Source organism: Pseudomonas sp. RL_5y_Pfl2_69 (assembly GCF_963970465.1).
In the GTDB taxonomy this organism is placed as follows: Bacteria; Pseudomonadota; Gammaproteobacteria; order Pseudomonadales; family Pseudomonadaceae; genus Aquipseudomonas.
In genome coordinates this window covers 67,363-89,748 of the sequence record NZ_CAXAOU010000001.1, presented here as the reverse complement: position 1 = coordinate 89,748, position 22,386 = coordinate 67,363, and the positions used below count along the sequence as shown (strand labels likewise).

At 55.8% G+C, this 22,386-nt stretch carries 25 protein-coding genes and 1 tRNA gene; 20 read left to right on the top strand and 6 right to left on the bottom strand.

Translation table 11 applies throughout. The features are described from left to right. Position 1 precedes the first annotated feature (1 nt). The gene (locus AACY07_RS00460) at positions 2 to 208 is read left to right on the top strand and encodes a SlyX family protein (protein ID WP_003441212.1); all 207 of its coding nucleotides are present in this window, start codon (positions 2 to 4) and stop codon (positions 206 to 208) included. A 66-nt stretch (positions 209 to 274) separates the two neighbouring features. Here AACY07_RS00460 and AACY07_RS00455 read toward each other — a convergent pair whose 3' ends face one another. Further along, a complete protein-coding gene (locus tag AACY07_RS00455; protein WP_133077394.1) occupies positions 275 to 877 on the bottom strand; it encodes a cold-shock protein in 603 nt (200 codons plus the stop codon). 851 nt (positions 878 to 1,728) lie between these two features. Between AACY07_RS00455 and AACY07_RS00450 the strand changes: the two genes are divergently transcribed. From AACY07_RS00450 to umuC, 19 genes are all read left to right on the top strand, one after another. Further along, positions 1,729 to 2,091 carry a ribbon-helix-helix domain-containing protein gene (locus tag AACY07_RS00450; protein WP_339473026.1) on the top strand — a complete coding sequence of 121 codons (363 nt, stop codon included), beginning with the start codon at positions 1,729 to 1,731 and terminating at the stop codon, positions 2,089 to 2,091. 181 nt (positions 2,092 to 2,272) lie between these two features. Then, positions 2,273 to 2,494 carry an FmdB family zinc ribbon protein gene (locus AACY07_RS00445; RefSeq protein WP_019823263.1) on the top strand — a complete coding sequence of 74 codons (222 nt, stop codon included), beginning with the start codon at positions 2,273 to 2,275 and terminating at the stop codon, positions 2,492 to 2,494. Positions 2,495 to 2,603: 109 nt separating this feature from the next. Next, positions 2,604 to 4,379, top strand: a complete 1,776-nt coding sequence (gene aspS, locus AACY07_RS00440; RefSeq protein WP_019823262.1) for an aspartate--tRNA ligase — start codon at positions 2,604 to 2,606, stop codon at positions 4,377 to 4,379. A 109-nt stretch (positions 4,380 to 4,488) separates the two neighbouring features. Next, on the top strand, positions 4,489 to 5,235 hold the full coding sequence (locus AACY07_RS00435; RefSeq protein WP_019823260.1) for a YebC/PmpR family DNA-binding transcriptional regulator: 747 nt from the start codon (positions 4,489 to 4,491) through the stop codon (positions 5,233 to 5,235). Between the two features lie 132 nt (positions 5,236 to 5,367). Continuing rightward, positions 5,368 to 5,892 carry a crossover junction endodeoxyribonuclease RuvC gene (ruvC, locus tag AACY07_RS00430; RefSeq protein WP_133077396.1) on the top strand — a complete coding sequence of 175 codons (525 nt, stop codon included), beginning with the start codon at positions 5,368 to 5,370 and terminating at the stop codon, positions 5,890 to 5,892. A gap of 111 nt (positions 5,893 to 6,003) precedes the next feature. Further along, positions 6,004 to 6,612: a Holliday junction branch migration protein RuvA gene (gene ruvA / locus AACY07_RS00425; protein ID WP_133077397.1), complete on the top strand. Its 609-nt coding sequence runs from the start codon at positions 6,004 to 6,006 to the stop codon at positions 6,610 to 6,612. Beyond that, positions 6,613 to 7,671, top strand: a complete 1,059-nt coding sequence (gene ruvB, locus AACY07_RS00420; protein ID WP_019823257.1) for a Holliday junction branch migration DNA helicase RuvB — start codon at positions 6,613 to 6,615, stop codon at positions 7,669 to 7,671. 137 nt (positions 7,672 to 7,808) lie between these two features. Continuing rightward, positions 7,809 to 8,276 carry a tol-pal system-associated acyl-CoA thioesterase gene (ybgC, locus tag AACY07_RS00415; protein WP_133077398.1) on the top strand — a complete coding sequence of 156 codons (468 nt, stop codon included), beginning with the start codon at positions 7,809 to 7,811 and terminating at the stop codon, positions 8,274 to 8,276. Beyond that, the gene (gene tolQ, locus AACY07_RS00410; protein ID WP_016782231.1) at positions 8,266 to 8,961 is read left to right on the top strand and encodes a protein TolQ; all 696 of its coding nucleotides are present in this window, start codon (positions 8,266 to 8,268) and stop codon (positions 8,959 to 8,961) included. Before ybgC ends, tolQ begins: the two co-directional genes overlap by 11 nt. A 23-nt stretch (positions 8,962 to 8,984) precedes the next feature. Beyond that, entirely contained in the window at positions 8,985 to 9,437 is a 453-nt protein-coding gene (gene tolR, locus AACY07_RS00405; RefSeq protein ID WP_162200692.1) for a protein TolR, read from the top strand. Next, a complete protein-coding gene (gene tolA, locus AACY07_RS00400; RefSeq protein WP_133077399.1) occupies positions 9,437 to 10,531 on the top strand; it encodes a cell envelope integrity protein TolA in 1,095 nt (364 codons plus the stop codon). Before tolR ends, tolA begins: the two co-directional genes overlap by 1 nt. Before the next feature lie 47 nt (positions 10,532 to 10,578). Then, entirely contained in the window at positions 10,579 to 11,829 is a 1,251-nt protein-coding gene (gene tolB, locus AACY07_RS00395) for a Tol-Pal system beta propeller repeat protein TolB (protein WP_016782234.1), read from the top strand. Between the two features lie 51 nt (positions 11,830 to 11,880). Then, a complete protein-coding gene (gene pal / locus AACY07_RS00390) occupies positions 11,881 to 12,381 on the top strand; it encodes a peptidoglycan-associated lipoprotein Pal (protein WP_003441254.1) in 501 nt (166 codons plus the stop codon). 6 nt (positions 12,382 to 12,387) lie between these two features. Further along, positions 12,388 to 13,206 carry a tol-pal system protein YbgF gene (gene ybgF, locus AACY07_RS00385; protein ID WP_133077400.1) on the top strand — a complete coding sequence of 273 codons (819 nt, stop codon included), beginning with the start codon at positions 12,388 to 12,390 and terminating at the stop codon, positions 13,204 to 13,206. A gap of 163 nt (positions 13,207 to 13,369) precedes the next feature. Beyond that, positions 13,370 to 14,017: a 7-carboxy-7-deazaguanine synthase QueE gene (gene queE, locus AACY07_RS00380; protein ID WP_133077401.1), complete on the top strand. Its 648-nt coding sequence runs from the start codon at positions 13,370 to 13,372 to the stop codon at positions 14,015 to 14,017. Position 14,018: 1 nt separating this feature from the next. After that, positions 14,019 to 14,711 (top strand): 7-cyano-7-deazaguanine synthase QueC, encoded by a 693-nt coding sequence (gene queC / locus AACY07_RS00375; RefSeq protein ID WP_133077402.1) that lies wholly within the window; start codon positions 14,019 to 14,021, stop codon positions 14,709 to 14,711. A gap of 74 nt (positions 14,712 to 14,785) precedes the next feature. Next, positions 14,786 to 14,861: transfer RNA gene (locus AACY07_RS00370), tRNA-Lys, on the top strand. A 341-nt stretch (positions 14,862 to 15,202) separates the two neighbouring features. Beyond that, positions 15,203 to 15,571 carry a hypothetical protein gene (locus AACY07_RS00365; protein WP_339473025.1) on the top strand — a complete coding sequence of 123 codons (369 nt, stop codon included), beginning with the start codon at positions 15,203 to 15,205 and terminating at the stop codon, positions 15,569 to 15,571. A gap of 391 nt (positions 15,572 to 15,962) precedes the next feature. After that, positions 15,963 to 17,240 (top strand): translesion error-prone DNA polymerase V subunit UmuC, encoded by a 1,278-nt coding sequence (gene umuC, locus AACY07_RS00360; protein WP_339473024.1) that lies wholly within the window; start codon positions 15,963 to 15,965, stop codon positions 17,238 to 17,240. 74 nt (positions 17,241 to 17,314) lie between these two features. Here umuC and AACY07_RS00355 read toward each other — a convergent pair whose 3' ends face one another. Genes AACY07_RS00355 through AACY07_RS00335 form a run of 5 tightly spaced genes read right to left on the bottom strand, consistent with a single transcriptional unit; the run spans position 17,315 to position 22,386 of the window. After that, on the bottom strand, positions 17,315 to 18,247 hold the full coding sequence (locus AACY07_RS00355) for a phosphatidate cytidylyltransferase (RefSeq protein WP_339473023.1): 933 nt from the start codon (positions 18,245 to 18,247) through the stop codon (positions 17,315 to 17,317). Between the two features lies 1 nt (position 18,248). Continuing rightward, positions 18,249 to 18,869, bottom strand: coding sequence for a lysophospholipid acyltransferase family protein (locus AACY07_RS00350; RefSeq protein WP_339473022.1), 621 nt, complete (start codon positions 18,867 to 18,869; stop codon positions 18,249 to 18,251). Between the two features lie 10 nt (positions 18,870 to 18,879). Continuing rightward, the gene (locus AACY07_RS00345) at positions 18,880 to 19,335 is read right to left on the bottom strand and encodes a hypothetical protein (protein WP_339473021.1); all 456 of its coding nucleotides are present in this window, start codon (positions 19,333 to 19,335) and stop codon (positions 18,880 to 18,882) included. After that, positions 19,325 to 20,632: a phosphatase PAP2/dual specificity phosphatase family protein gene (locus tag AACY07_RS00340; RefSeq protein ID WP_339473020.1), complete on the bottom strand. Its 1,308-nt coding sequence runs from the start codon at positions 20,630 to 20,632 to the stop codon at positions 19,325 to 19,327. Before AACY07_RS00340 ends, AACY07_RS00345 begins: the two co-directional genes overlap by 11 nt. Next, on the bottom strand, positions 20,632 to 22,386 hold the full coding sequence (locus AACY07_RS00335; protein WP_339473019.1) for a bifunctional alpha/beta hydrolase/class I SAM-dependent methyltransferase: 1,755 nt from the start codon (positions 22,384 to 22,386) through the stop codon (positions 20,632 to 20,634). The genes AACY07_RS00340 and AACY07_RS00335 overlap by 1 nt, the downstream gene beginning before the upstream one ends.

Genomic DNA, 22,386 nt, shown 5'->3' with positions numbered 1-22,386 from the left:
TATGACGCTTGAAGCGCGAGTGATGGACCTTGAGAGTCGTTTGGCTTTTCAGGATGACACCATTCAGGCATTGAATGATGTACTGGTAATGCAGCAAAACGCGGTAGATCGTTTGCAAATGCAAATGGCTGCCTTGCTCAAGCGCCAGGAAGAAATGGGCGGGCAGTTCGAGTCGTTCGAAGAGGAAGCCCCGCCGCCGCACTATTAAGTCATTTTGTGCAGGCAAAAAAAACCGCGATACAGCTTGGCTGATCGCGGTTTTTTTACGCTTGAATCAACGTCGCGGCAGTGCTGCGATCACATCTTCAGCTTGCAGGCCCTTGTCGCGGTTCATGACAGAGAACTCAACGCGCTGCCCTTCCACCAGAACACGGTGGCCTTCGCCGCGGATGGCGCGAAAGTGCACAAAAATATCATCCCCGGAATCTCGGGAGATAAAGCCAAAACCTTTCGAGGTATTGAACCACTTGACCGTCCCTGTATCACGGTTGGTCATGTCGTAGCTTTGTGAGGAGGATGACGGTGATGATTTATAGAAGCTGACGGTCAGATGAAGCAGCACGGCAATGACTGCAGGCGTCAGGCCAAGCAATACTGCAGGTTGATCACCGATCGGCAGCAGAAGGCCGAACAGAGTCAGTGTTTGCAGGACAACGGACAGCACCAGCAGGGCGCTGACCAGATTCTGCAGTTGGTGACGCGGGCCTTTGTTCCAGAATGGAATGACTGGAGCCAGTGTCAGGTTAAGCAGGCCAAGAAAAGCCAGGTAAAGGGCATCAGGGTGTTGGAGGTAAGGTAGTGCTTCGGATTGCAGGCTGGGAATAAAGGACAGCAGCAAAGCCGCTGCACCCGTTAGCAGGTGGACGATTTTCAACATTTCAATGACTCACATTAAGATGGATCGCAAGGAAGAGCTGATTGCACACGGTTCGCTTCAAAAAAAGTGGAGGCGCCGGACACGTGTACACATCAGCCTATGCGCCCTCGATAGAGGCTAGAAGAGGGCGACACGCTGCCAATTTAACAGTAAAGCTTGGGCCTACTCAAATTAAGCGTATGGAGCTATCTGTGAGCGAGGTTGCTGGAGGATGCCTAGGCAAAATCTGCTTTTAGCGAAAACCTTGTCCTAGACGCATGTAGTCCTCTTTCTGCGTGTGGCCGCAGTGGTGCTCTCTGAAGGTTGTTGAGACCGCTATTGTCCGGGGCGTTGTGTTGGTGACCGTTGGTCGTTAATTTTTTTGTGCTTTTTGCAGTCGCTGATGTTCATGGTGCGGGTGTTTCTGTTTACGTGCGGTTTAGGTGGACTGGATGTGTACGGTTATATGCAGGTGTATTTGTAAGTCGAGGTGGAAGTGGAAATCTCCGTGGTTGACACACTAATGGAAGTGCAAGTTGGTGTGATACCTGATCAGGCTTTAGGCATATTCCCATGTCTGTTGGCGAGTATGCACAGAGGGGAGTAGCCAAGAATATTAGTGGGTTTGGAAGTTGTGTGCTCTGTCCGGGTTCTGCTTTTTGGTTTCAAGTGTACATCTCTGTGTAATCACGACACCCGCGTCGTGGGCTCAAGGCTTGAGGCTGCTCGTATTCGCCGCTCGGACCGAGAGCGCTCCTACAGGCTTGAGGGTCTGGTCCGCTGGATAAGGATTTTTACATATCGTTTGATGGAGTGTGTTTTGCACAAAATCTTTCATTAATTCTAGTGTTTCGCAATGGAGTGCTCTGGATATGAGGCGATTGATTCGGCAAGAAAGCGTCAGGGGAAAACTACTGCAGAGAGTTGGGGTTGATCCCGTGATACTTGATTTTGGCATGACGTTGGCTCAGCCACTTTCACGGTCGGTCAGGTTAAATGGTTTTGCCACCTGTTTGCGACTTGAGGAAGTATATTGGGAGGTGCTATCTGATATTTCGCGACTTAATGACTGCTCGGTCAATACGTTGTTGTCGTATATCGACCGCGAAGTGCATTTGCGTTACGGGGGGGTAAGAAATTTCAGCGGGCTCATTCGAGTTGTCTGTGTGATGCATTTATTGAAGAGGGGGCGCGACTCCCGTGAGGGAGTGCAAAACCAGGTGGTCATGGGGTGAGGCGGGGTGGTTGGCTGGAGGAGGGCGTTCGGCGTCTTGTAATCGCTCGATATTTATGATGCATTTAGGGGCTTCTGGCTGCTCATGCGGCTGCAATGGCTCGATTTACCAGATATAATCTCGCCCTTTGCTGTGTGGCCCTCTTTAAGGGTTGCCGCTAACGGATTGTCGAGACACGCCAATGCCCATGTACGATTACCAGTGCGCTTCCTGTGGTCATCAGCTGGAAGCCATTCAAAAGATCAGCGCCTCGCCGCTGGTTGATTGTCCAGCCTGTCAGGCCCCTGAATTGAAAAAAATGCTGTCCATGCCAGGTTTTCGCCTTAGCGGTACAGGCTGGTATGAAACAGACTTCAAGACAGGCTCGAAAAAGAATCTGGCAGGCGGCGATAAATCCGACTGAGGCTGAGCGAAAGCAGTCAGAACACAAGCGGGCTCTTGCATGGTTACCAGCACCGACGGTGCGCAAGACCTCCACCGAATTTCGAATTACGAGAAGTGAAACCACTACCATGATGCGCAGCCATTATTGCGGCCAACTGAACGAAAGCCTGGAAGGCCAGGAAATTACCCTTTGCGGATGGGTCCATCGTCGCCGTGACCACGGTGGGGTGATTTTCCTCGATATCCGTGATCGTGATGGTCTGGCCCAGGTGGTGTTTGACCCGGACCGCGCCGAGACCTTTGCTGCCGCCGATCGTGTGCGCAGCGAGTATGTGGTCAAGGTCACTGGCAAGGTGCGCCTGCGTCCTGCCGGTGCCGGCAACGCCAACATGGCGTCGGGCATGATCGAAGTATTGGGATACGAGCTGGAAGTTCTGAACGAAGCCGAAACCCCGCCGTTCCCGCTCAACGAATTCTCCGATGTTGGCGAAGAAACTCGTCTGCGCTATCGCTTCATCGACCTGCGTCGCCCTGAAATGCTCGAGAAGCTGCGTCTGCGTTCGCGCATGACCACCAGCATCCGTCGCTTCCTGGACGAGAACGGCTTCCTGGACGTCGAAACGCCAATTCTGACCCGTGCCACGCCAGAAGGCGCACGTGACTATCTGGTGCCAAGCCGTACTCACGCAGGTTCCTTCTTTGCCTTGCCGCAATCGCCACAGCTGTTCAAGCAGTTGTTGATGGTTGCCGGTTTTGACCGTTACTACCAGATCGCCAAGTGCTTCCGTGACGAAGACCTGCGTGCCGACCGTCAGCCTGAGTTCACTCAGATCGACATCGAGACCAGCTTCATGAACGAAGCCGAGATCATGGGCCTGACCGAAGAAATGATCCGCAACCTGTTCAAGGAAGTGCTGGGTCTGGAATTCGGTGAGTTCCCGCACATGACCTGGGAAGAGGCCATGCGCCGTTACGGCTCCGACAAACCTGACCTGCGTAACCCGCTGGAACTGGTTGATGTTGCCGATCAGCTCAAGGAAGTGGAATTCAAGGTGTTCAGCGGCCCGGCCAATGACCCGAAAAGTCGCGTTGCTGCCTTGCGCGTTCCAGGCGGCGCGAGCATGCCGCGTAGCAAGATCGACGAATACACCAAGTTTGTTGGCATCTACGGTGCCCGTGGCCTGGCTTACATCAAGGTCAACGAGCGTGCCAAGGGTGTTGAGGGTCTGCAGTCGCCGATCGTCAAGAACATCCCTGAAGCCAACCTCAATGTGATCCTGGATCGCGTTGGCGCCGTTGATGGCGACATCGTGTTCTTCGGTGCCGACAAGGCCAAGATCGTTAGCGAAGCCCTGGGTGCGCTGCGTATCAAGGTCGGTAACGATCTGAACCTGCTGACGTGCGAGTGGGCACCGATGTGGGTTGTTGACTTCCCTATGTTCGAAGAGAACACGGACGGCAGCTTCAGCGCCTTGCATCACCCGTTCACGGCGCCTAAGTGCTCGCCTGAAGAGCTCGAGGCCAACCCGGCTACCGCGTTGTCCCGTGCCTATGACATGGTGTTGAACGGTACTGAGTTGGGTGGTGGTTCGATCCGTATCCACCGCAAGGAAATGCAACAAGCGGTCTTCCGCCTGTTGGGTATCAATGAAGCAGAACAGGAAGAGAAATTTGGCTTCCTGCTCGATGCTCTGAAATACGGCGCGCCGCCCCACGGTGGTTTGGCCTTCGGCCTGGACCGTCTGGTGATGCTGATGACCGGTGCTCAGTCGATTCGTGAAGTGATTGCCTTCCCGAAAACCCAGAGTGCCGCCTGTGTCATGACTCAGGCTCCTGGCGTCGTTGATAACAAGGCGTTGAGCGAGCTGCATATTCGTTTGCGCGAACAGCCAAAGGCTGAGTAAAGCTGGCCCTCAAAGGCGCATCTCCGGATGCGCCTTTGTCATTTGGGTCGAGAATTTTTATTGCCGGGCCAAGACCGGGCAATGTTTCATAAAGGATTCGGAGTGCGTTATGGCAGGTCATTCTAAGTGGGCGAATATCAAGCACCGCAAAGAGCGTCAGGATGCCAAAAAAGGCAAGATTTTCACCAAGTGGATACGTGAGCTGACCGTTGCTGCCCGTCAGGGTGGCGGTGATCCGGGCTCCAACCCGCGCCTGCGTCTGGCGCTGGACAAGGCACTTGGTGCGAACATGAGCCGCGACATCATTGATCGTGCGGTTGCCCGTGGTGCTGGCGCAGCTGATACCGACGATATGGTCGAGCTGAGCTACGAAGGCTACGGGCCTGGCGGCGTTGCAGTGATGGTCGAGTGCATGACCGACAACCGCAATCGCACCGCTGCAGCTGTAAGGCATGCGTTCAGCAAATGCGGCGGAAACCTGGGCACTGACGGTTCGGTTGCGTACCTGTTTGAGCGCAAGGGGCAGATTTCCTATGTGGCTGGCGTTGATGAAGATGCGCTGATGGAAGCGGCGATGGAGGCTGATGCCGACGACGTGGTCACCAACGAAGATGGCTCCATTGACGTGTTCACTTCGTTCTCAAGCTTTTACGCGGTTCGCAACGCTCTGGAAGCCGCAGGCTTTGCTCCGACTGACGCAGAAATCGTGATGCTACCCACCACCAGTGCCGAACTGGACCTGGAGGGTGCTGAAAAGGTGCTCAAGCTGATCGACATGCTTGAAGATCTGGATGATGTGCAGAACGTGTATTCCAATGCCGAGATCCCTGACGCTGTCCTGGAACAGCTTGCCTGACACACTGGCTGCGTCAATCAAGAGGCCGGAGGTGCTCCGTCGCGACGATAGCGGCGCTGGGCACCTCCGGCTTCTGCCTTTAAGCTGTCCGGGTATAGGCCGGTAGGCGTCACTTCATAAGCTGTAGGCGTTATGACTCTTATTCTTGGTATCGATCCTGGTTCGCGAATCACCGGTTATGGCGTAGTGCGAGACACTGGGCGCGGCTGTGTGTACGTGGCTTCAGGGTGCATTCGTACGGGTAGCGGCGAGCTGCATGAGCGGTTGCTGATTGTCTATCGTGGGGTGCGTGAAGTTATTCAGACGTATGGCCCCGTTACTATGGGCATCGAAAAGGTGTTCATGGCGCGCAATGCCGACTCGGCACTCAAGCTGGGTCAGGCCAGGGGTGCGGCGATTGTTGCCGGGGCCGAGGAAAGCCTGGAGATCGCCGAATATTCGGCAACTCAGGTCAAGCAGGCTGTGGCTGGCACTGGTGGTGCCAATAAGGAGCAAGTGATGATGATGGTCATGCACCTGCTCAAGCTGACCACCAAGCCGCAAGTGGATGCATCCGATGCGCTGGCAATTGCCTTGTGTCATGCCCACACTCGCTCGAGTCTGTTGCCCCACGGTTTGGGTGCGGCGCGAAGCCGTGGTGGACGTTTGCGGCTCTGAGACGTGATTTGTAACCTGATTTTGCTTGCTGGCAGGGTGTCATCTGTAATGATGCGGCCCTGTCGTTCTACTTGTCAGCCATTGATCTGGCCAGAGAAAAGGATCTGAAACGTGATTGGACGCTTGCGCGGCACTCTGGCTGAAAAACAGCCGCCGCACCTGATTCTTGATGTAAATGGCCTGGGTTACGAGCTGGAAGTGCCCATGACCACGCTCTATCGATTGCCGTCCATCGGCGAGCCTCTGACCCTGCATACCCATCTGGTAGTTCGCGAAGACGCCCAGTTGCTCTATGGTTTCATAGGCAAGCGCGAGCGCGATTTCTTTCGTGAGCTGATCCGGCTCAACGGTGTCGGTCCAAAGCTGGCCCTGGCTTTAATGTCCAGCCTTGAAGTCGATGAGCTTGTTCGTTGTGTGCAGGCTCAGGATACGTCCGCCTTGACCAAGGTTCCGGGGGTAGGGAAAAAGACAGCCGAGCGATTGCTGGTCGAATTGAAGGATCGCTTCAAGGCATGGGAGCAGGTGCCAAGCATGTTCGCCCTGGTGCCCAACCAGCCTGATGCCCCGATACAGGTGGCCAGTGCTGAAAGTGATGCGGTCAGTGCCTTGATTTCCCTGGGTTACAAGCCCCAGGAAGCGAGCAAGGCTGTTTCGGCAATCAAGGATAAAACGTTGAGCAGTGAAGATATGATTCGTCGCGCCCTTAAGGGGATGATTTAAGTGATTGAAGCTGATCGTTTGATAACGGCCTCAGGCGGACGAGACCGGGAAGAGGTTCAGGACCGGGCAATTCGTCCTTTGAGCCTGGCCGACTATATTGGTCAGCCAACCGTACGTGAGCAAATGGAGCTGTTTATCCAGGCTGCACGCGGGCGTTCGGAGTCGTTGGACCACACGCTGATTTTCGGGCCACCGGGACTGGGCAAGACCACGCTGGCCAATATCATTGCCCAGGAAATGGGGGTGTCCATTAAAAGCACGTCAGGTCCTGTGTTGGAGCGCCCGGGCGATTTGGCGGCCTTGCTGACCAATCTTGAGCCCCATGACGTGCTGTTTATCGATGAAATCCATCGTCTGTCACCCATCGTCGAGGAAGTACTCTACCCGGCAATGGAAGACTTTCAGCTCGATATCATGATTGGCGAAGGGCCAGCTGCGCGCTCCATCAAGCTAGACCTGCCGCCTTTTACCCTGGTGGGTGCGACGACCCGCGCAGGGATGCTGACTAACCCTTTGCGCGATCGTTTCGGGATTGTTCAGCGACTGGAGTTCTATAGTACTGACGACCTGGCGACGATTGTCAGTCGCTCCGCGGGGATTTTTGGTCTGCCACTCGATCCTGAGGGGGCTTACGAAATTGCCCGTCGGGCTCGCGGTACACCGCGGATTGCCAACCGTTTGTTGCGTCGTGTGCGAGATTTTGCCGAGGTACGGGCCAAGGGGCATATCACCAAGCCGGTGGCAGACCTGGCGTTGAACCTGTTGGACGTTGATGAGCATGGTTTTGATCATCAAGACCGGCGTTTGCTGCTGACCATGATCGAGAAGTTCGATGGTGGGCCGGTAGGTGTAGACAGTCTGGCCGCTGCGATCAGCGAAGAGCGTCATACAATTGAAGATGTGCTGGAGCCGTATCTGATCCAGCAGGGCTACATCATGCGCACGCCGCGTGGGCGCGTTGTGACCCGTCATGCGTATCTGCACTTCGGTTTGAATATTCCGTCCCGTCTGGGTGACATGCCTGTGGTAGACGAATTTTTGAATGCCCTGGACGATTAATAAGCCCTTGGCGGCCGATTTTTTTAAGGTTTTTGCTGTCTCAAGGGCTGGCGTTGAAAATCTTGGGTCATAAAGCTCAAGAAGCGTAAAAAACAGTCGTCTGGCGGATTGGCAACCTGAGGAGTAAGCACTAGAGTATGCGCGCGCAAAACAGGCTAGAGCCATTCGCACATCGCTGTCGCGTTTATTACGAGGACACCGATGCGGGTGGCGTCGTGTATTACGTAAATTATCTAAAATTTATGGAGCGGGCTCGAACCGAAAGGCTACGGGAGATGGGCTTTGCCCAGTCCGAGCTTGTGGGTGAGAACCTGTTATTTGTCGTGCATTCCAGCGAGGCGCGTTACCACGCACCGGCGCGACTGGACGACGAACTGTTGGTAAGTGCGCAAGTAACAGAGCTCAACCGTGCCAGTCTGCGTTTCAAGCAACAGGTCTGGCGGGCTGCAGATGCAACGTTGCTCTGTGAAGGGCAATTTTTGGTGGCCTGTGTGCGCGCCGATAGTTTCAAACCCCGGGCCATTCCCGAAGCTTTACGTACGGCCTTTGCCGACGTGAGCGGCGCGGGTAAACATTTAGAGCAGGAGATAAAGCGTGGAAGCTAACGTCGTCGACCATTCCTCCATGTGGAGCTTGGTTAGCAATGCCAGCATTGTTGTGCAGTTGGTAATGTTGACCCTGCTGGCCGCATCGGTTACCTCGTGGGTCATGATTTTTCAGCGCAGCACCATGCTGCGCGCCGGTCGACGTGCCCTGGAAAGCTTTGAAGAGCGTTTCTGGTCGGGTATCGACCTGTCGAAGCTGTATCGTCAGGCAGGCAGCAATCCTGATCCGGACTCTGGCGTTGAACAAATCTTCCGTGCCGGTTTCAAAGAGTTCTCGCGTCTGCGTCAGCAGCCGGGCGTTGATCCTGAAGCGGTGATGGAAGGTGTTGCACGTGCCATGCGAGTCGCCATCTCCCGCGAAGAAGAAAAGCTTGAGCAGAGCTTGCCGTTCCTGGCCACTGTAGGTTCCGTGAGCCCGTATATCGGTCTGTTCGGTACCGTATGGGGCATCATGAACTCCTTCCGTGGCCTGGCAACTGCCCAGCAAGCAACACTGGCGACCGTAGCGCCAGGTATTGCTGAAGCACTGATTGCAACGGCCATCGGCTTGTTCGCTGCTATCCCGGCGGTTATCGCTTACAACCGTTTTGCAGCTCGCAGTGAAACCCTGATCAGCCGCTACTACACCTTCGCCGACGAATTCCAGGCGATCCTGCACCGCAAAGTGCACACCAGCGAAGAATAAGCAGGTAATTTCCAATGGCTTTAATCGCTCGAGCTCGCAAGAAGCGCAAGCCGGTTGCCGAGATGAACGTGGTGCCTTACATCGACGTGATGCTGGTACTGCTGGTTATCTTCATGGTGACCGCTCCGATGCTCAATCAGGGTGTGAAGGTTGATTTGCCCAAGGTCTCCAGCGAGGCTTTGCCGCAAGACAACAACACTCAGGTTCTGACTATTTCGATCAAGGCTGACAAGACCTATTTCTGGAATCTTGGCAGTGAAGTTGATACCGATAAGCAGATGGACAAGGCAATGACCTTGCCTCAGATGACTGACGCTGTGACTAAGATCATTCGCGCAGGCAATGAAGGTGGCAAACACACCCAGGTCTTCATTCGCGGTGACAAAACCGTTGATTACGGCGCGGTAATGGGTGCTATGGGTGGCCTTCAGAAGGCCGGGGTCGGTAACGTTGGCTTGATAACCGAGGCTCCCTGATGCGCGAACAGCGGGAGCCGTCCGCCTCTGAAAATTATTTTTGGCCTACAGTCTGGGCGATAGGGCTGCACGTTCTGATTTTTGGCATGCTGTTTGTCAGTTTTGCCATGACCCCGGATCTGCCGCCTTCAAAACCGATTGTTCAGGCAACCTTGTATCAACTGAAGTCAAAAAGTCAGGCGACCACTCAGACCAATCAAAAGATTGCGGGTGAGGCGAAGAAATCCGCCGCGCGTCAGACCGAAGTCGAGCAGATGGAACAGAAGAAGGTTGAGCAGGAAGCTGTAAAAGCCGCGGAACAAAAGAAAGAAGAGGCTGCCGAAAAAGCTGCAGAAGCCAAGAAAGCTGACGAAGCCAAGGCGAGCGAAGCTAAAAAGGCAGACGAGGCCAAGAAGGCTGATGAAGCCAAGAAAGCCGACGATGCTAAAAAGGCTACGGAAGCTAAGAAAGCCGAAGAGAAAAAACTGGCTGACATAGCCAAGAAAAAATCCGAGGAAGAGGCCAAGAAGGCCGCGGAAGAAGAGGCCAAGAAAAAGGCCGCTGAAGACGCCAAGAAAAAAGCGGCTGAAGATGCGAAGAAAAAAGCAGCTGAAGACGCCAAGAAAAAGGCCGTAGCAGACGAGGCGAAGAAGAAAACCGCCGAAGATGCGAAGAAAAAGGCCGCTGCCGATGCAGCCAAGAAAAAGGCCGTAGAAGCAGCACGTAAATCGACCGAAGAGAAAAAGGCGCAAGCCTTGGCTGATTTGCTTTCCGACACGCCGCAACGCCAGCAAGCTCTGGCAGATGAGCAAGGTGATGAGGTCGCCGGCAGTTTCGATGACCTGATTCGTGCTCGTGCAGCAGAAGGGTGGGCTCGTCCGCCGTCGGCGCGCAAGAACATGACAGTGGTGCTGCAAATTGGCATGTTGCCAGATGGCACGGTGACGTCTGTGACGGTTGCCAAATCCAGTGGTGACGGGCCGTTCGATAGCTCGGCTGTGGCAGCGGTCAAGAACATTGGCCGTTTAACGGAAATGCAGGGTATGAAACCCAGCGATTTTAATCCTTATCGATCATTCAAGATGACATTCACACCTGAGGATCTAGCCTTGTGATTAAACTTTTTCGAGGACTGCTGGTCGTCGTCTGCTGCTTGGCAGGGATGGCTGTAGCAGATGAAAAGAACATTCTGGTCACCAGCGGTAGCGACCGGGCGACGCCTATTGCCGTAGTGCCTTTTGGCTGGCAGGGCGGCACCGTATTGCCGGATGACATGGCTGAAATCATCGGCAATGACCTGCGTAACTCGGGTTATTACGCGCCGATTCCAAAGCAGAACATGATCGGCTTGCCGACTCAGGCCAGCGAAGTCATTTTTCGCGACTGGAAAGCCCTGGGTGCCCAATACGTAATGGTCGGTAATATCGTGCCAGCGGGCGGTCGCCTGCAGGTGCAATATGCTTTGTTCAACGTTGCCACCGAGCAGCCAGTATTGACTGGCAGTGTGTCGGGAACGGCTGAGCAATTGCGTGACATGGCGCATTACATCTCTGATCAGTCGTTTGAAAAGCTGACGGGCATCAAAGGTGCATTCTCAACTCGCCTGCTTTATGTAACAGCAGAACGTGCAAGTGCAACCAACACCCGTTATACCTTGCAGCGCTCGGACTACGATGGCGCCCGTGCCGTTACTTTGCTGCAGTCGCGCGAGCCGATCCTGTCGCCGCGTTTTGCACCGGATGGCAAGCGCATCGCTTATGTATCGTTCGAGCAGAAACGTCCTCGTATCTTTGTGCAGAACATTGATACCGGTCGCCGCGAGCAAATCACCAACTTTGAAGGTTTGAACGGTGCGCCTGCATGGTCGCCGGATGGCTCCAAGCTGGCGTTCGTATTGTCCAAAGACGGCAATGCCGAGATCTACGTGATGGATCTGGCTTCCCGTGGGTTGACTCGCGTCACCAACAACCCGGCAATCGATACTGAACCGTTCTGGGGTAAAGATGGTTCTACCATCTACTTCACCTCTGACCGTGGCGGCAAACCGCAGATTTACAAAACCAATGTAGGCAGCGGTAACGCAGAGCGCGTGACGTTTATCGGGAACTACAACGCCAGTCCCAAGCTTTCGGCTGACGAAAAGACCCTGGTAATGATCCATCGTCAGGACGGTTTCACCAATTTCCGTGTTGCGGCGCAAGATTTGCAGCGTGGAAGCGTGAAAATCCTCACAGATACCAACCTTGATGAGTCTGCTACTGTTGCACCCAACGGCACCATGGTAATCTACGCCACCCGCCAGCAGGGCCGGGGAGTCTTGATGCTCGTGTCTATCAATGGACGCGTAAGGCTCCCTCTTCCTACCGCTCAAGGCGAAGTCAGAGAACCTTCCTGGTCCCCTTACCTGAACTGACGTGGTGCTGTACGTTTCACATAACACTTGGGGTTCATTAGGAGTTTTACGATGGAAATGCTGAAGTTTGGTAAATTTGCTGCGCTGGCACTGGCCATGGCTGTAGCTGTAGGTTGCTCGTCCAAAGGCGGCGACAATGCCGGTGAAGGCGCTGCTGTTGATCCAAACGCTGGTTACGGCGCAAACACTGGCGCTGTTGATGGTTCCCTGAGCGAAGAAGCTGCTCTGCGCGCTATCACTGTTTTCTACTTCGAATACGATTCTTCGGACCTGAAACCAGAAGCAATGCGCGCTCTGGACGTTCATGCTAAAGACCTGAAAGCTAACGGCGCTCGCGTTGTTCTGGAAGGTAACACTGACGCCCGTGGTACTCGTGAGTACAACATGGCACTGGGCGAGCGTCGTGCGAAAGCCGTTCAACGCTACCTGGTACTGCAAGGCGTTTCTCCAGCACAGCTGGAGCTGGTGTCCTACGGTAAAGAGCGTCCAATCGCTACTGGCAACGACGAACAGTCGTGGGCTCAAAACCGTCGCGTCGAACTGCGTAAGTAATTCGTCATGCGAACGTGCCGCCGTGCTGTAACTATTCTGACTCTCAGCCTCATGCCGCTAGCGGCATGGGCTGCGGTTCCTGTGGTCGATGACAACTCTGGCTATAACAATAGCGGGGGGAGTTATCCATCACCGGGTTATGGTGCGAGCGGCGCCTATGCCGGGGGAGGGGTTTCGGCCCCTGTCTCGGCACAGGGCGAGCTGTTCAACCAGTTGCAACAAATGCAGGAGCAGATTGCACGCCAACAAGGTGTGATTGAAGTTCTGCAAAATGATGTTTCGCGCATGAAACAAGAAAGCCTGGAGCGATACCAGGAACTTGATCGGCGCATTGGTGCTGGCATTGCTCCTGCTGCCACTCCTGATAATTCTTCTGCCGGTGGTGCTAACGCCGCCGGTAATACAGCAGCGCCTGCTACTCAGGCTGCTGCCAGTTCGGAACCAGGTGATCCTGCGAAAGAAAAGCTCTATTACGATGCTGCTTTCGACTTGATCAAAGCCAAGGATTTCGACAAGGCCAGCCAGGCATTTACGGCCTTTCTGCGCAAATACCCAAACAGCCAATATGCGGGCAATGCCCAATACTGGCTGGGTGAAGTGAACTTGGCCAAAGGCGATTTGCAGGCCGCTGGCCAGGCATTTGCCAAAGTCAGTCAGCTGTATCCCAAGCATGCGAAAGTACCGGATTCACTCTATAAGCTTGCTGATGTAGAGCGCCGCCTGGGTCACACAGACAAGGTTAAAGGCATCTTGCAGCAGGTAGTGGCCCAGTATCCGGGTACTTCGGCTGCTCAGCTGGCTCAGCGCGATTTGCAGCGCATGTAAGCATTAACCGGCTTAAATCGAGAAACCCGCGCCTATCGCGGGTTTTTTCGTTAGAATCCACGCCCTTTTATGAAATACGCTCCTCTTAATCCTGCGTGAGCAGATTCTTTGGAGTGCCTGACGGAGGCGGACAGCCTGTTTAGCTGTTACGCCCGTGGCGAATATGCAAGACACATTGAGAATTACCGAAGTTTTTTACTCGTTGCAGGGTGAAACGCGAACGGCTGGCCTGCCCACCGTTTTTGTACGCCTGACCGGTTGCCCTTTGCGCTGCGGTTACTGTGACAGCGCTTACGCCTTCAGTGGCGGGACTGTGCGCCCTCTGGACGACATCCTCCAGCAAGTTGCCGACTTTCGTCCGCGTTACGTATGTGTGACAGGTGGCGAGCCGCTGGCTCAGCCCAATGCCATTCCTCTGCTCAAGCAACTCTGTGATGCTGGCTACGAAGTCTCGATCGAGACCAGCGGTGCGCTGGACATCTCGGCAGTCGACCCGCGCGTTAGCCGCGTTCTTGACTTGAAAACGCCGGGCTCCAAAGAGTCCCATCGCAACCTCTACGAAAACATCGCTTTGTTGACGCCTAATGATCAGGTCAAGTTCGTGATCTGTTCGCGGGAAGACTACGACTGGGCGGTATCCAAGCTGATTGAGTATGGTCTGGATCGACGGGCGGGCGAAGTGCTGTTTTCGCCGAGTCACCATGACTTGCCGGCCCGTGATCTGGCTGACTGGATCGTGGCGGATAACCTGCCTGTACGTTTGCAAATGCAGCTGCACAAATATCTGTGGAATGACGAGCCGGGGCGCTGAAATGACCGAACAAACTGTTGTCACCGAAAAAAGAGCCGTGATCTTGCTGTCTGGCGGCCTCGACTCAGCAACGGTCGTGGCCATGGCTCGTGCTGAAGGCTATAGCTGCTACACCATGAGCTTTGATTACGGCCAGCGTCACCGTGCCGAACTCGATGCCGCAGCGCGTGTTGCGCGGGATCTGGGGGCGGTTGAGCATAAAGTCATTGGCCTGAACCTGGACGGCATTGGCGGCTCGGCACTGACCGACACTTCGATTGACGTGCCAGAAGCTCCAAGTGAAGGCATTCCGGTTACCTACGTACCCGCACGCAACACAGTGTTCCTTTCTTTGGCGTTGGGTTGGGCTGAAGTGCTTCAGGCGCGAGATATCTTTATCGGCGTCAATGCTGTGGATTACTCCGGCTACCCGGATTGCCGCCCGGAGTTTGTTGAAGCATTTGAAGTCATGGCAAACCTGGCAACAAAGGCCGGTGTAGAGGGGCAGGGTTTTCGAATCCAGGCGCCTTTGCAAAACATGAGCAAGGCTCAAATCGTACAAGCGGGTACAAAGCTGGGTGTGGACTACGCGTTGACAGTTTCTTGCTACCAGGCGGACGCCCAAGGCCAAGCTTGTGGCAAGTGTGATAGCTGCCGCCTGCGTGCGGAAGGCTTCGCAGCAGCCGGAATTATTGACCCAACCCGCTATTTTTGAATTATTTCGAATTTATTTCGAACAAGGTGTTGAATTCTCGTTAGAAATCAGTATTATACGTCCCACAACGAAGCGGGTCGTTAGCTCAGTTGGTAGAGCAGTTGGCTTTTAACCAATTGGTCGTAGGTTCGAATCCCACACGACCCACCATATGCAACACCAAAACAGCCGGTCTAATCCTCAGGATTAACCGGCTTTTTTGTGCCTGCGATTTGGCGAGGCGTTAGTCCTGGCTTTTCTTGCTCAATAGGTTGCCCAGGCCGTCTCGTACTTTTGACATTCGGTGAGCGGGTGTTAGCCAGCCAAGCTCGCAAATATCATCCCCAATCGTGGCATTTCATCCTCTCTCGACGGCACATCAATGCAAACTAGGTAGGGAAAGCGAAGTAGGAATTGATTCACCTGAAATTAGGAAATTTCCCGCGATCGCAGCCAGAGCCATGGTCTTTTGACAGTAGTTTAATAGCAGCCTCACTACTGAGGGTTATGTCATGGCTAAGGATTTGATGGTTTCGTTTCGTGACGAGGTGCTTCGCAAAGGATTTGAGTCCACTTTGCCCTGCAATCTGAATGACAAGTGGCTGGGGCTGTTGGCTGCGCAGTTGGAGGCGTATTTTGAGCGCGATGTCGAGGAGGCGCTGTCTCTCCCGTTCGCCGCCGTACTGCATATCTTGTGCTCCAAGAGTGGAGGCGAGGCCATCACGGTCTCACAAGACAAGCTGTTCGATCACCTCTGTGATTACCGTATTGAGTTAGGGCTTGAAGAGATAAGGCGAAAGACAGATTTAGGTAATGAGCCAGCCAGTTTGCAGACGATTTTTACCAACCGCGCTGTCACGTTTCGTGGCGCAGAAGATTAATCGGCCACCATCGATTGCGGTGAGCCGTTGCTTGATTTACTGGCCCCTGTAGACGCTGTCACCCGGCCGGTGACATGAGCGTCAACTCGGGCCTGGATATCCTCGGCACTTATCTGTGACGAAGATTGAGAGTGCTCACCTGCGACAAACCCCGGGCTCCTCCCGTCAGAAAACCCTGACAGAAATATTGACCAGACACGTCCTACAGCGTTAACTGTATATTCATACAGTTAATTAAAGGCGTGCGTCATGAGCTTTGCACTCTTGGGTCTTCAGGCTGAAGGCGGCGTCCGTTTACCCCTTCACGCGCTCAAGATGTCTGCAGTTTTCCCGTTACCGGCTACTGACGCTTGCTCGAACGGGGGGGTGGTTACTCACCGCGTGCGCCGCCATGGTCACTAAGCCCAGGCCGGTTTTTGCACTGATTGACTGCAACAGCTTTTATGCCAGTTGCGAGCGGGTATTCCGACCGGACCTGGCGAAAGTTCCCATTGTGGTGCTGAGCAACAATGATGGCTGCGTCATCGCTCGCAGTTACGACGCCAAGCCCTTTGTGAAAATGGGTGAGCCATATTTCCAGATCAAGCAGCGCCTCCAGCAGGAGGGGATCGTTGCGTTCTCATCGAACTATGCGCTGTACGGGGACATGAGCGAGCGGGTCATGAGCCTGATCGAATCCATAGTGCCGGCAGTGGAGGTCTACAGCATTGATGAGTCGTTTGCTGACCTGACCGGTATCGCAGACGTCAGCGCCCTGGGCAGGCAGTTGCGAGCCAGAATCCTCAAGTGCACCGGCATACCCGTGGGTGTTGGTATTGGCCACACCAAAACCCTGGCCAAGCTCGCCAACCATACGGCCAAGCGCCTCCAGACACGCACCGGTGGTGTGGTGAATCTGTGCGGTGATCTTGAACGCGACTGGGTGCTGCGTAATACGGTCGTGTCTGAAGTGTGGGGGGTAGGACGCCGTATGACCGCTCACCTTGAAAGCATGGGTATCAAGACTGCGATGGACCTGGCCAAGGCTGACCCCTGGTCACTTCGTAAAAAGTTCAGCGTTGTGATCGAGAAAACGGCACGTGAGCTGTCGGGTACGTCATGCCTGGAGTTGGACGAGCCTGATCCTCCGAAGCAGGAGATCTGTTGCAGTCGAATGTTTGGCAAACGGCTGACCGAACTGGCACCGATCAAAGAGGCCGTTGCCACGTACATGATGCGTGCCTCGGAAAAACTGCGAGCGCAAAAATCCTACTGCAAGAAAGTCCGGGTCAGCATCCGCACAGGCATGTTTAACCCGGACGAAGCGAAATACGCGAAAGGCGTCGTCGTGACCCTGCCATATCCGACGGATGATGTGCGGTTGCTGACCAAGGCGGCCGTTGATGCGTTGGAGCATGTTTTTCAGCCCGGCTTCAAGTACAGCAAGGCCGAGGTGCTGCTGCTGGATCTTCGCCAGCCCGGGGAGTTTTCCGATGATCTGTTTGCGATGAATCAGCCCGCAGAAGCATCCAGGGTGATGGCGGTTCTGGATCAGATCAACGGGCGTTGGGGCAGGGGGACGTTACGTGCCGCCAGTGTGCCGAGCAAGCCGGATTGGAGCATGCGTCGGGAGATGATGAGTCAAAGCTTTACGACGAGGCTGGATCAGTTGTGGCGGGTTTCGTGTTAGCCAATTGGTCGCAGGTTCGAATCCCATACGACCATCTTCGGGTTTTTCGCGAGCAAACTCTCTCCCGTTTGGGCTCAGGTCCACCAATAACGCACGAGATGAAAGAAAATCGGCGCCGCAAAACAGACTGAATCCAGCCGGTCGAGCATTCCGCCGTGGCCTTCGATCATGTGGCCCCAATCCTTCACGCCCCGGTCGCGCTTGATTGCCGACATCACAATCCCGCCGGCAAAACCCAGCAGGTTGATCAGCAGCGCGATCAAAAATGACTGCCAGGGGTTGAACGGTGTGGTCCACCACAGCGCTGCACCGATCAGCGACGACAACAGAACTCCGCCCACAAAGCCTTCGACGGTTTTCGAGGGTGACAGGTTGGGGGCGATTTTATGTTTGCCAAACAACTTGCCGCACACGTACTGCAATACGTCCGACAGTTGCACCACGATCACCAGGTAGGCGATGAGCAGCAGGTTACGGCCTTCATAGCCGACGATGTCCAGGGTAAGCAGTGCTGGCACGAACGATACGCAGAACACCGCGATCATCAACCCCCACTGGACCTTCGACGCCCGTTCGAGGAAGTGGTTGCTGTCACCACCCAGGGACGCAAGGATAGGCAGCAGCAGGAACACGTACACCGGGATGAAAATCGAAAATAGCCCGTACCAATCGAAATAGATCAGCAAATATTGCAGTGGCAATGCCAGGTAAAACGCAGCCACCAGTGCCGGGTAGTCACTGCGTCGGGTCGGAGTGAGGGTCAAGAACTCCCGCAACGCATAGAAAGACACTGCATAAAACAGCAGGATCACCGCGCCGGTACCGAGCCAGAAGGCAATACCGATCACTACCACCATCACCCACCAGGCGTTGATTCGGGCATTGAGGTTGTCGATTACCGCATTGGGAGTGCCTCGGGTGCGCAGCTTGAGAATCAGGCCAATCAGCGATGCCAGCACCAGAATCATGCCAATGCCGCCGAACAGCATCAGGGTTTGTTTATCCATCTCAGGAATGCTCCGGGGCGAGGGACAGCAACGCGTCGCGGCTGCGAGAAAGGAACTGCTCTTTGCTTTCGTCTTCGGCTACCTGCAACGGCGCACCGAAACTGGTGGTACACAGCAACGGTAGCGGCAACACTCGGCCTTTGGGCATGACGCGGTTGAGGTTGGCGATCCACACAGGAATCACCTCGACCTGCGGGTAGCTTTTTGCCAAGTGATACAGGCCGCTTTTGAATGGCAGCAAGCCGTCTTCAAGATTGCGTGTGCCTTCCGGGAACAGGATCAGGGAGTCACCTTGGCCCAAGGCATCTAGCATGGGCTGCAAGGGGTTATCTGCAGGGTCTTTGCGCTCGCGGTCGATCAACACGCCGTTAAACACCCGGTTGATGATGTACCGGCGCACCGAGCTTGTGTTCCAGTAATCACTGCCTGCCACCGGGCGTGTGAGCTTACGCAGGTTGGGCGGCAGGGATGCCCACAGCAGCACGAAGTCGCCATGGCTGCTGTGGTTAGCGAAATAAATGCGCTGCACCGGCACCGGCGCGCAGCCCATCCACAGGCTGCGGGCGCCTGTGACAGTACGGGCCATGGAGGTGATGAGGGTGGCTACTACGGGTTCGAACATACAGGATTCCTTATCCAGCGAAAGGTAGCCAGGGGCTGGCGAGAAGCGCCGCCAGCGTCAGCAGCACCTGCGCGGCCAGCAGGATGGCTTGTTTGCGCAGCAATTTCAGTGCCCCGCGCTGACGCTCGGCCCACGGTCGGCCCGCACGCGTGGCCGATTGCAGTCCGAGGTTTTGCAGGGCAAGGTCAAGCGACCGGGTGCGTTCGGGCAGGGGCTCGGCGTTACGGGCGACCAAGGCAAACAGATCGGCGTCGAAGGCCACCCGCAATGCCCAGTATTTTTGCAGTAAGCCCAGGATGATCAGCCCAGTGCTGAGAATCAGGCACAGCGGGATGATGCTGGTCATCAGCAGCTGCGCCAGGCCAAACAACACGCCCAATAAGGTCAACCCTGTGGATAGCTGATCCAGGGAGCGACCCTGACGCAACAGGCTGGCGGTTACATGCAGCTCCATATCAACCGGCATAGGCGCTCTCCAGTGCATGACGATGGGCGGGGTGCAGCACCACGTGTGGGCGGGCGGTTTGAATCAGCGCCACGGCCTCGTCGACATGGGCAGCGCGCCCCGTCTGTAGCAGCCATGCGGCAACGGCGGTGGCGCTACGCGAATAGCCCAAGGCGCAGCAGACCAGCAACGGCCCTTGCTGGCGCAAGTGTTCGATGGCTTGGGCGGCGATACGGCATTGTTCGGCAGTCGGAGCGATGAGGTCGAGCACTGGTAGGCTTTGGTAGGCGCGACCTTGTGGGTCAAGGGGCAACTCGGCACACAGATCCACCACTGCTTTGAACGGTGTCAATTGCTCGCCACTGGGCAAGCGCCCGAGCCAAACGTTATCTACAACCTGATCGGGCTGGGGGTGGTTTTTTGTCCACAGCCGCGAATTCATCCACGCCGCCGCCGTATAGGGCGCAAACAGCCAGCGGGCGGCGGGGCTGAGGCGCCCGTCTGTGCGCTTCTGAAAGCCGTCGGCACCCAGCACCGCGTAATTGAGTGCCACGAGTAGCAACGACACCGTTGGCCAGATCAGCCACAGCCACGCGCCGCCCAGGTTGAAGGCCACGAGAGCCAAGGCCAATGCCCCTGCGCCATAACGCAGGGCCAGCCGCCAGCGTTTGCGATCTGTGGCCAGGCGCGGGTGGCTTAGCGGGCTGGGCCGGTCCAGCGGCCACAACCACACGCACAGCCAACCGGCTAGGGCGCCTGTGGGCAAGTCGATAAAGTGATGTTGATAAGTGGTCAGCACCGAAATCCCGATCAGCGCGAACCAGCCGTGGACCAGCCAGCGCCATAGGCCTTGGGTGTGACGCTGGTACATCACCCACAGAATTACCAGCAGGGCGATGTGCAGCGACGGCGCCTGGTTGAACGGCTTGTCGAACCCCGCCAGCACTGCAAACAACCAGCCGAACACCCCGTCCAGCTCAGGCCGGTCGAAGGTAAAGCGCAGGGGCCACAGCAGGAAGCAACTGACCGCAATCAACTGCGCACTGAGCAGGCGCAAGCCATGGCGTTTGAGTTCATGGCGACTGTTGGGCAACAGCAGGGAGAAACCGTAAAGCAGGTCAATCGACCAGTAGGGCACGATGGTCCACGCCCAAAAGGGCATTGCGGTTTCCCAGTCGAACACAAAGGTGCCGACATCACTGCGCTGGGTTGTGACCCAGGTGGCAAAGCCATAGCTGGCGAAAAATAGCGGCGCCAGCACTAGAAGCCAGAGTATGGCGGACTTGAGTAAGCCCGGCTCGCGTGCCGTGCCGTGCATTACTGAATACGCTGCGCGAGGGACACGGTAAAAATCCCCCATTCGTCCACCCTCTGGGTGATCTTGCGGAAACCCGCCGCTTCTACCAGTTGATCCATTTCTGCCTGGCTGCGTCGACGCATCACCCATGCCTGACCCTGGCGGTGGCTGGTAAGGGCACGGGCAATTAATTCCAGTTGCGGGTGCCATGGCTGGCCGGTGTAGACCAAGTAACCACCCGGCTCGACCGCGTCGGCCAGACCTGCGAGGGAGTCGCCGACCATGCTGTTGTCGGCAAACAATTCATACAGCCCGGACACGACCGCCAACGTCGGTTTGGGCGTCAGCGCCGCAAGGTCGGCGCGGTCGAAGGCGTCGCCTTTGACGAATTGGGCGATGTCTGCCAAACCTTTTTCGCGGATCAGGTTGCCACCGTCGCGCACGTTGATATCGCTGTAGTCGCGCAGCAGGATCGATTCCGGCAAAGGGCTGACGCCTTGCAAAGCTTCCAGGATGTAGCGGCCATGGCCAGCGGCGATGTCGACGATGCGCACCTCGCGGCTTTCGTCGCGCAGCTTGGTCATGGCCAGGCGCAGCAGTTCTTCGACGTTGAGTTTGCGTTGGCGAATACCGCGCCAGCCGATGGAGTTCAGGTAGTTCTCATCAATCATCCGACCCAGCTTGCCTTTACCTGTGGGCTTATTGCGATACACGTAATCGAGGGTACTACCGGAGTCGAAACCGGTGTCGAAGCCCAACTTCACCCCTGCTGACAGTTGGCTGCCCAGGCGCATGCTGGCGCGAGTCATACGCCAGTACAGGTCACGCAGCGAGTTACGTGGCAGAGGGGCGGCGAGAGCTTCGGACTCGGCACAGGTCATGCCGATCTTGTCGGCATCCAGCAGGTTGGCGCGGTCCAGCGGGTATTCAAAGTTTTGCAGGATGAAGCGTTTTGCGCTGGTCACTGCCGCGGCACGATCACCCTCGCCAAGGGTGTCGTGGAAGAAACCCGGGAGGATGTGTTTCTCTTTTTTCAGGCTGCCCAAGCGCTCGAAGAATTGCTCTTGGGGTTTGCGATGGACCACAAAATCGGAGCCGGAAATCAGAAGTTGCGTCGGTACCTGGATCGCATTGGCGTCGGCCACTACCCGGTCTGCGGCCTCGTACAAACCGAGCAACACATTCACCGAAATAGCCTTGGTGATCAGCGGGTCGGTGTCGTAGGAGGCCACGCGCTCGGGGTCGTGGCTGAGGAATTTTGCCTTGACGTAACTGTTGACGAAAAAGTTGCCGCGAAACGTGCGCATCAGTGCCAGACCCGTACGGGCGAAAGGTACGTAGAGCTTGACCTTGAACGCCGGTGAAGCGAGTACCAAAGCGCGGATGCGCGGCGCGTAATCGTGAACCCAGGTGGCGGCAATCACTGCGCCGACACTTTGTGCGATGACGGCGATGTTCTGTGTCTGGATGCCGTGTGCTATGGCGATGTGGTCGCAGAAGGTCTGTACATCCCGGACGCTGGTGGCGAAGCTGGGGCTGTCACCACGCTCGCCGGGGGATTGGCCATGGCCGCGAGCGTCCCAAGCAAAAAACTCGAAATCAGGCAGATCCAGCTCATCGACCAGATGGGCAATACGTCCCGAGTGTTCGTGGCCTCGATGGAACAACAGAATGGCTTTGCGCTCGCCGGTCACGGCTGTGGCGGCAGGCCAGTGACGGTAGAACAACTCGACGTCGTCGTGAGTACTGAAGGTCTGCTCTCGCGGGTCACGCAT

What these genes read in the sequence shown, in the direction of transcription:
- AACY07_RS00460 (WP_003441212.1), top strand. Translation starts at nt 2, where the DNA reads ATGACGCTTGAAGCGCGAGTGATGGACCTTGAGAGTCGTTTGGCTTTT.
- AACY07_RS00455 (WP_133077394.1), bottom strand. Translation starts at nt 877, where the DNA reads ATGTTGAAAATCGTCCACCTGCTAACGGGTGCAGCGGCTTTGCTGCTG.
- AACY07_RS00450 (WP_339473026.1), top strand. Translation starts at nt 1,729, where the DNA reads ATGAGGCGATTGATTCGGCAAGAAAGCGTCAGGGGAAAACTACTGCAG.
- AACY07_RS00445 (WP_019823263.1), top strand. Translation starts at nt 2,273, where the DNA reads ATGCCCATGTACGATTACCAGTGCGCTTCCTGTGGTCATCAGCTGGAA.
- aspS (WP_019823262.1), top strand. Translation starts at nt 2,604, where the DNA reads ATGATGCGCAGCCATTATTGCGGCCAACTGAACGAAAGCCTGGAAGGC.
- AACY07_RS00435 (WP_019823260.1), top strand. Translation starts at nt 4,489, where the DNA reads ATGGCAGGTCATTCTAAGTGGGCGAATATCAAGCACCGCAAAGAGCGT.
- ruvC (WP_133077396.1), top strand. Translation starts at nt 5,368, where the DNA reads ATGACTCTTATTCTTGGTATCGATCCTGGTTCGCGAATCACCGGTTAT.
- ybgC (WP_133077398.1), top strand. Translation starts at nt 7,809, where the DNA reads ATGCGCGCGCAAAACAGGCTAGAGCCATTCGCACATCGCTGTCGCGTT.
- tolA (WP_133077399.1), top strand. Translation starts at nt 9,437, where the DNA reads ATGCGCGAACAGCGGGAGCCGTCCGCCTCTGAAAATTATTTTTGGCCT.
- tolB (WP_016782234.1), top strand. Translation starts at nt 10,579, where the DNA reads ATGGCTGTAGCAGATGAAAAGAACATTCTGGTCACCAGCGGTAGCGAC.
- pal (WP_003441254.1), top strand. Translation starts at nt 11,881, where the DNA reads ATGGAAATGCTGAAGTTTGGTAAATTTGCTGCGCTGGCACTGGCCATG.
- ybgF (WP_133077400.1), top strand. Translation starts at nt 12,388, where the DNA reads ATGCGAACGTGCCGCCGTGCTGTAACTATTCTGACTCTCAGCCTCATG.
- queE (WP_133077401.1), top strand. Translation starts at nt 13,370, where the DNA reads ATGCAAGACACATTGAGAATTACCGAAGTTTTTTACTCGTTGCAGGGT.
- queC (WP_133077402.1), top strand. Translation starts at nt 14,019, where the DNA reads ATGACCGAACAAACTGTTGTCACCGAAAAAAGAGCCGTGATCTTGCTG.
- AACY07_RS00365 (WP_339473025.1), top strand. Translation starts at nt 15,203, where the DNA reads ATGGCTAAGGATTTGATGGTTTCGTTTCGTGACGAGGTGCTTCGCAAA.
- umuC (WP_339473024.1), top strand. Translation starts at nt 15,963, where the DNA reads ATGGTCACTAAGCCCAGGCCGGTTTTTGCACTGATTGACTGCAACAGC.
- AACY07_RS00355 (WP_339473023.1), bottom strand. Translation starts at nt 18,247, where the DNA reads ATGGATAAACAAACCCTGATGCTGTTCGGCGGCATTGGCATGATTCTG.
- AACY07_RS00350 (WP_339473022.1), bottom strand. Translation starts at nt 18,869, where the DNA reads ATGTTCGAACCCGTAGTAGCCACCCTCATCACCTCCATGGCCCGTACT.
- AACY07_RS00345 (WP_339473021.1), bottom strand. Translation starts at nt 19,335, where the DNA reads ATGCCGGTTGATATGGAGCTGCATGTAACCGCCAGCCTGTTGCGTCAG.
- AACY07_RS00340 (WP_339473020.1), bottom strand. Translation starts at nt 20,632, where the DNA reads ATGCACGGCACGGCACGCGAGCCGGGCTTACTCAAGTCCGCCATACTC.
- AACY07_RS00335 (WP_339473019.1), bottom strand. Translation starts at nt 22,386, where the DNA reads ATGCGTGACCCGCGAGAGCAGACCTTCAGTACTCACGACGACGTCGAG.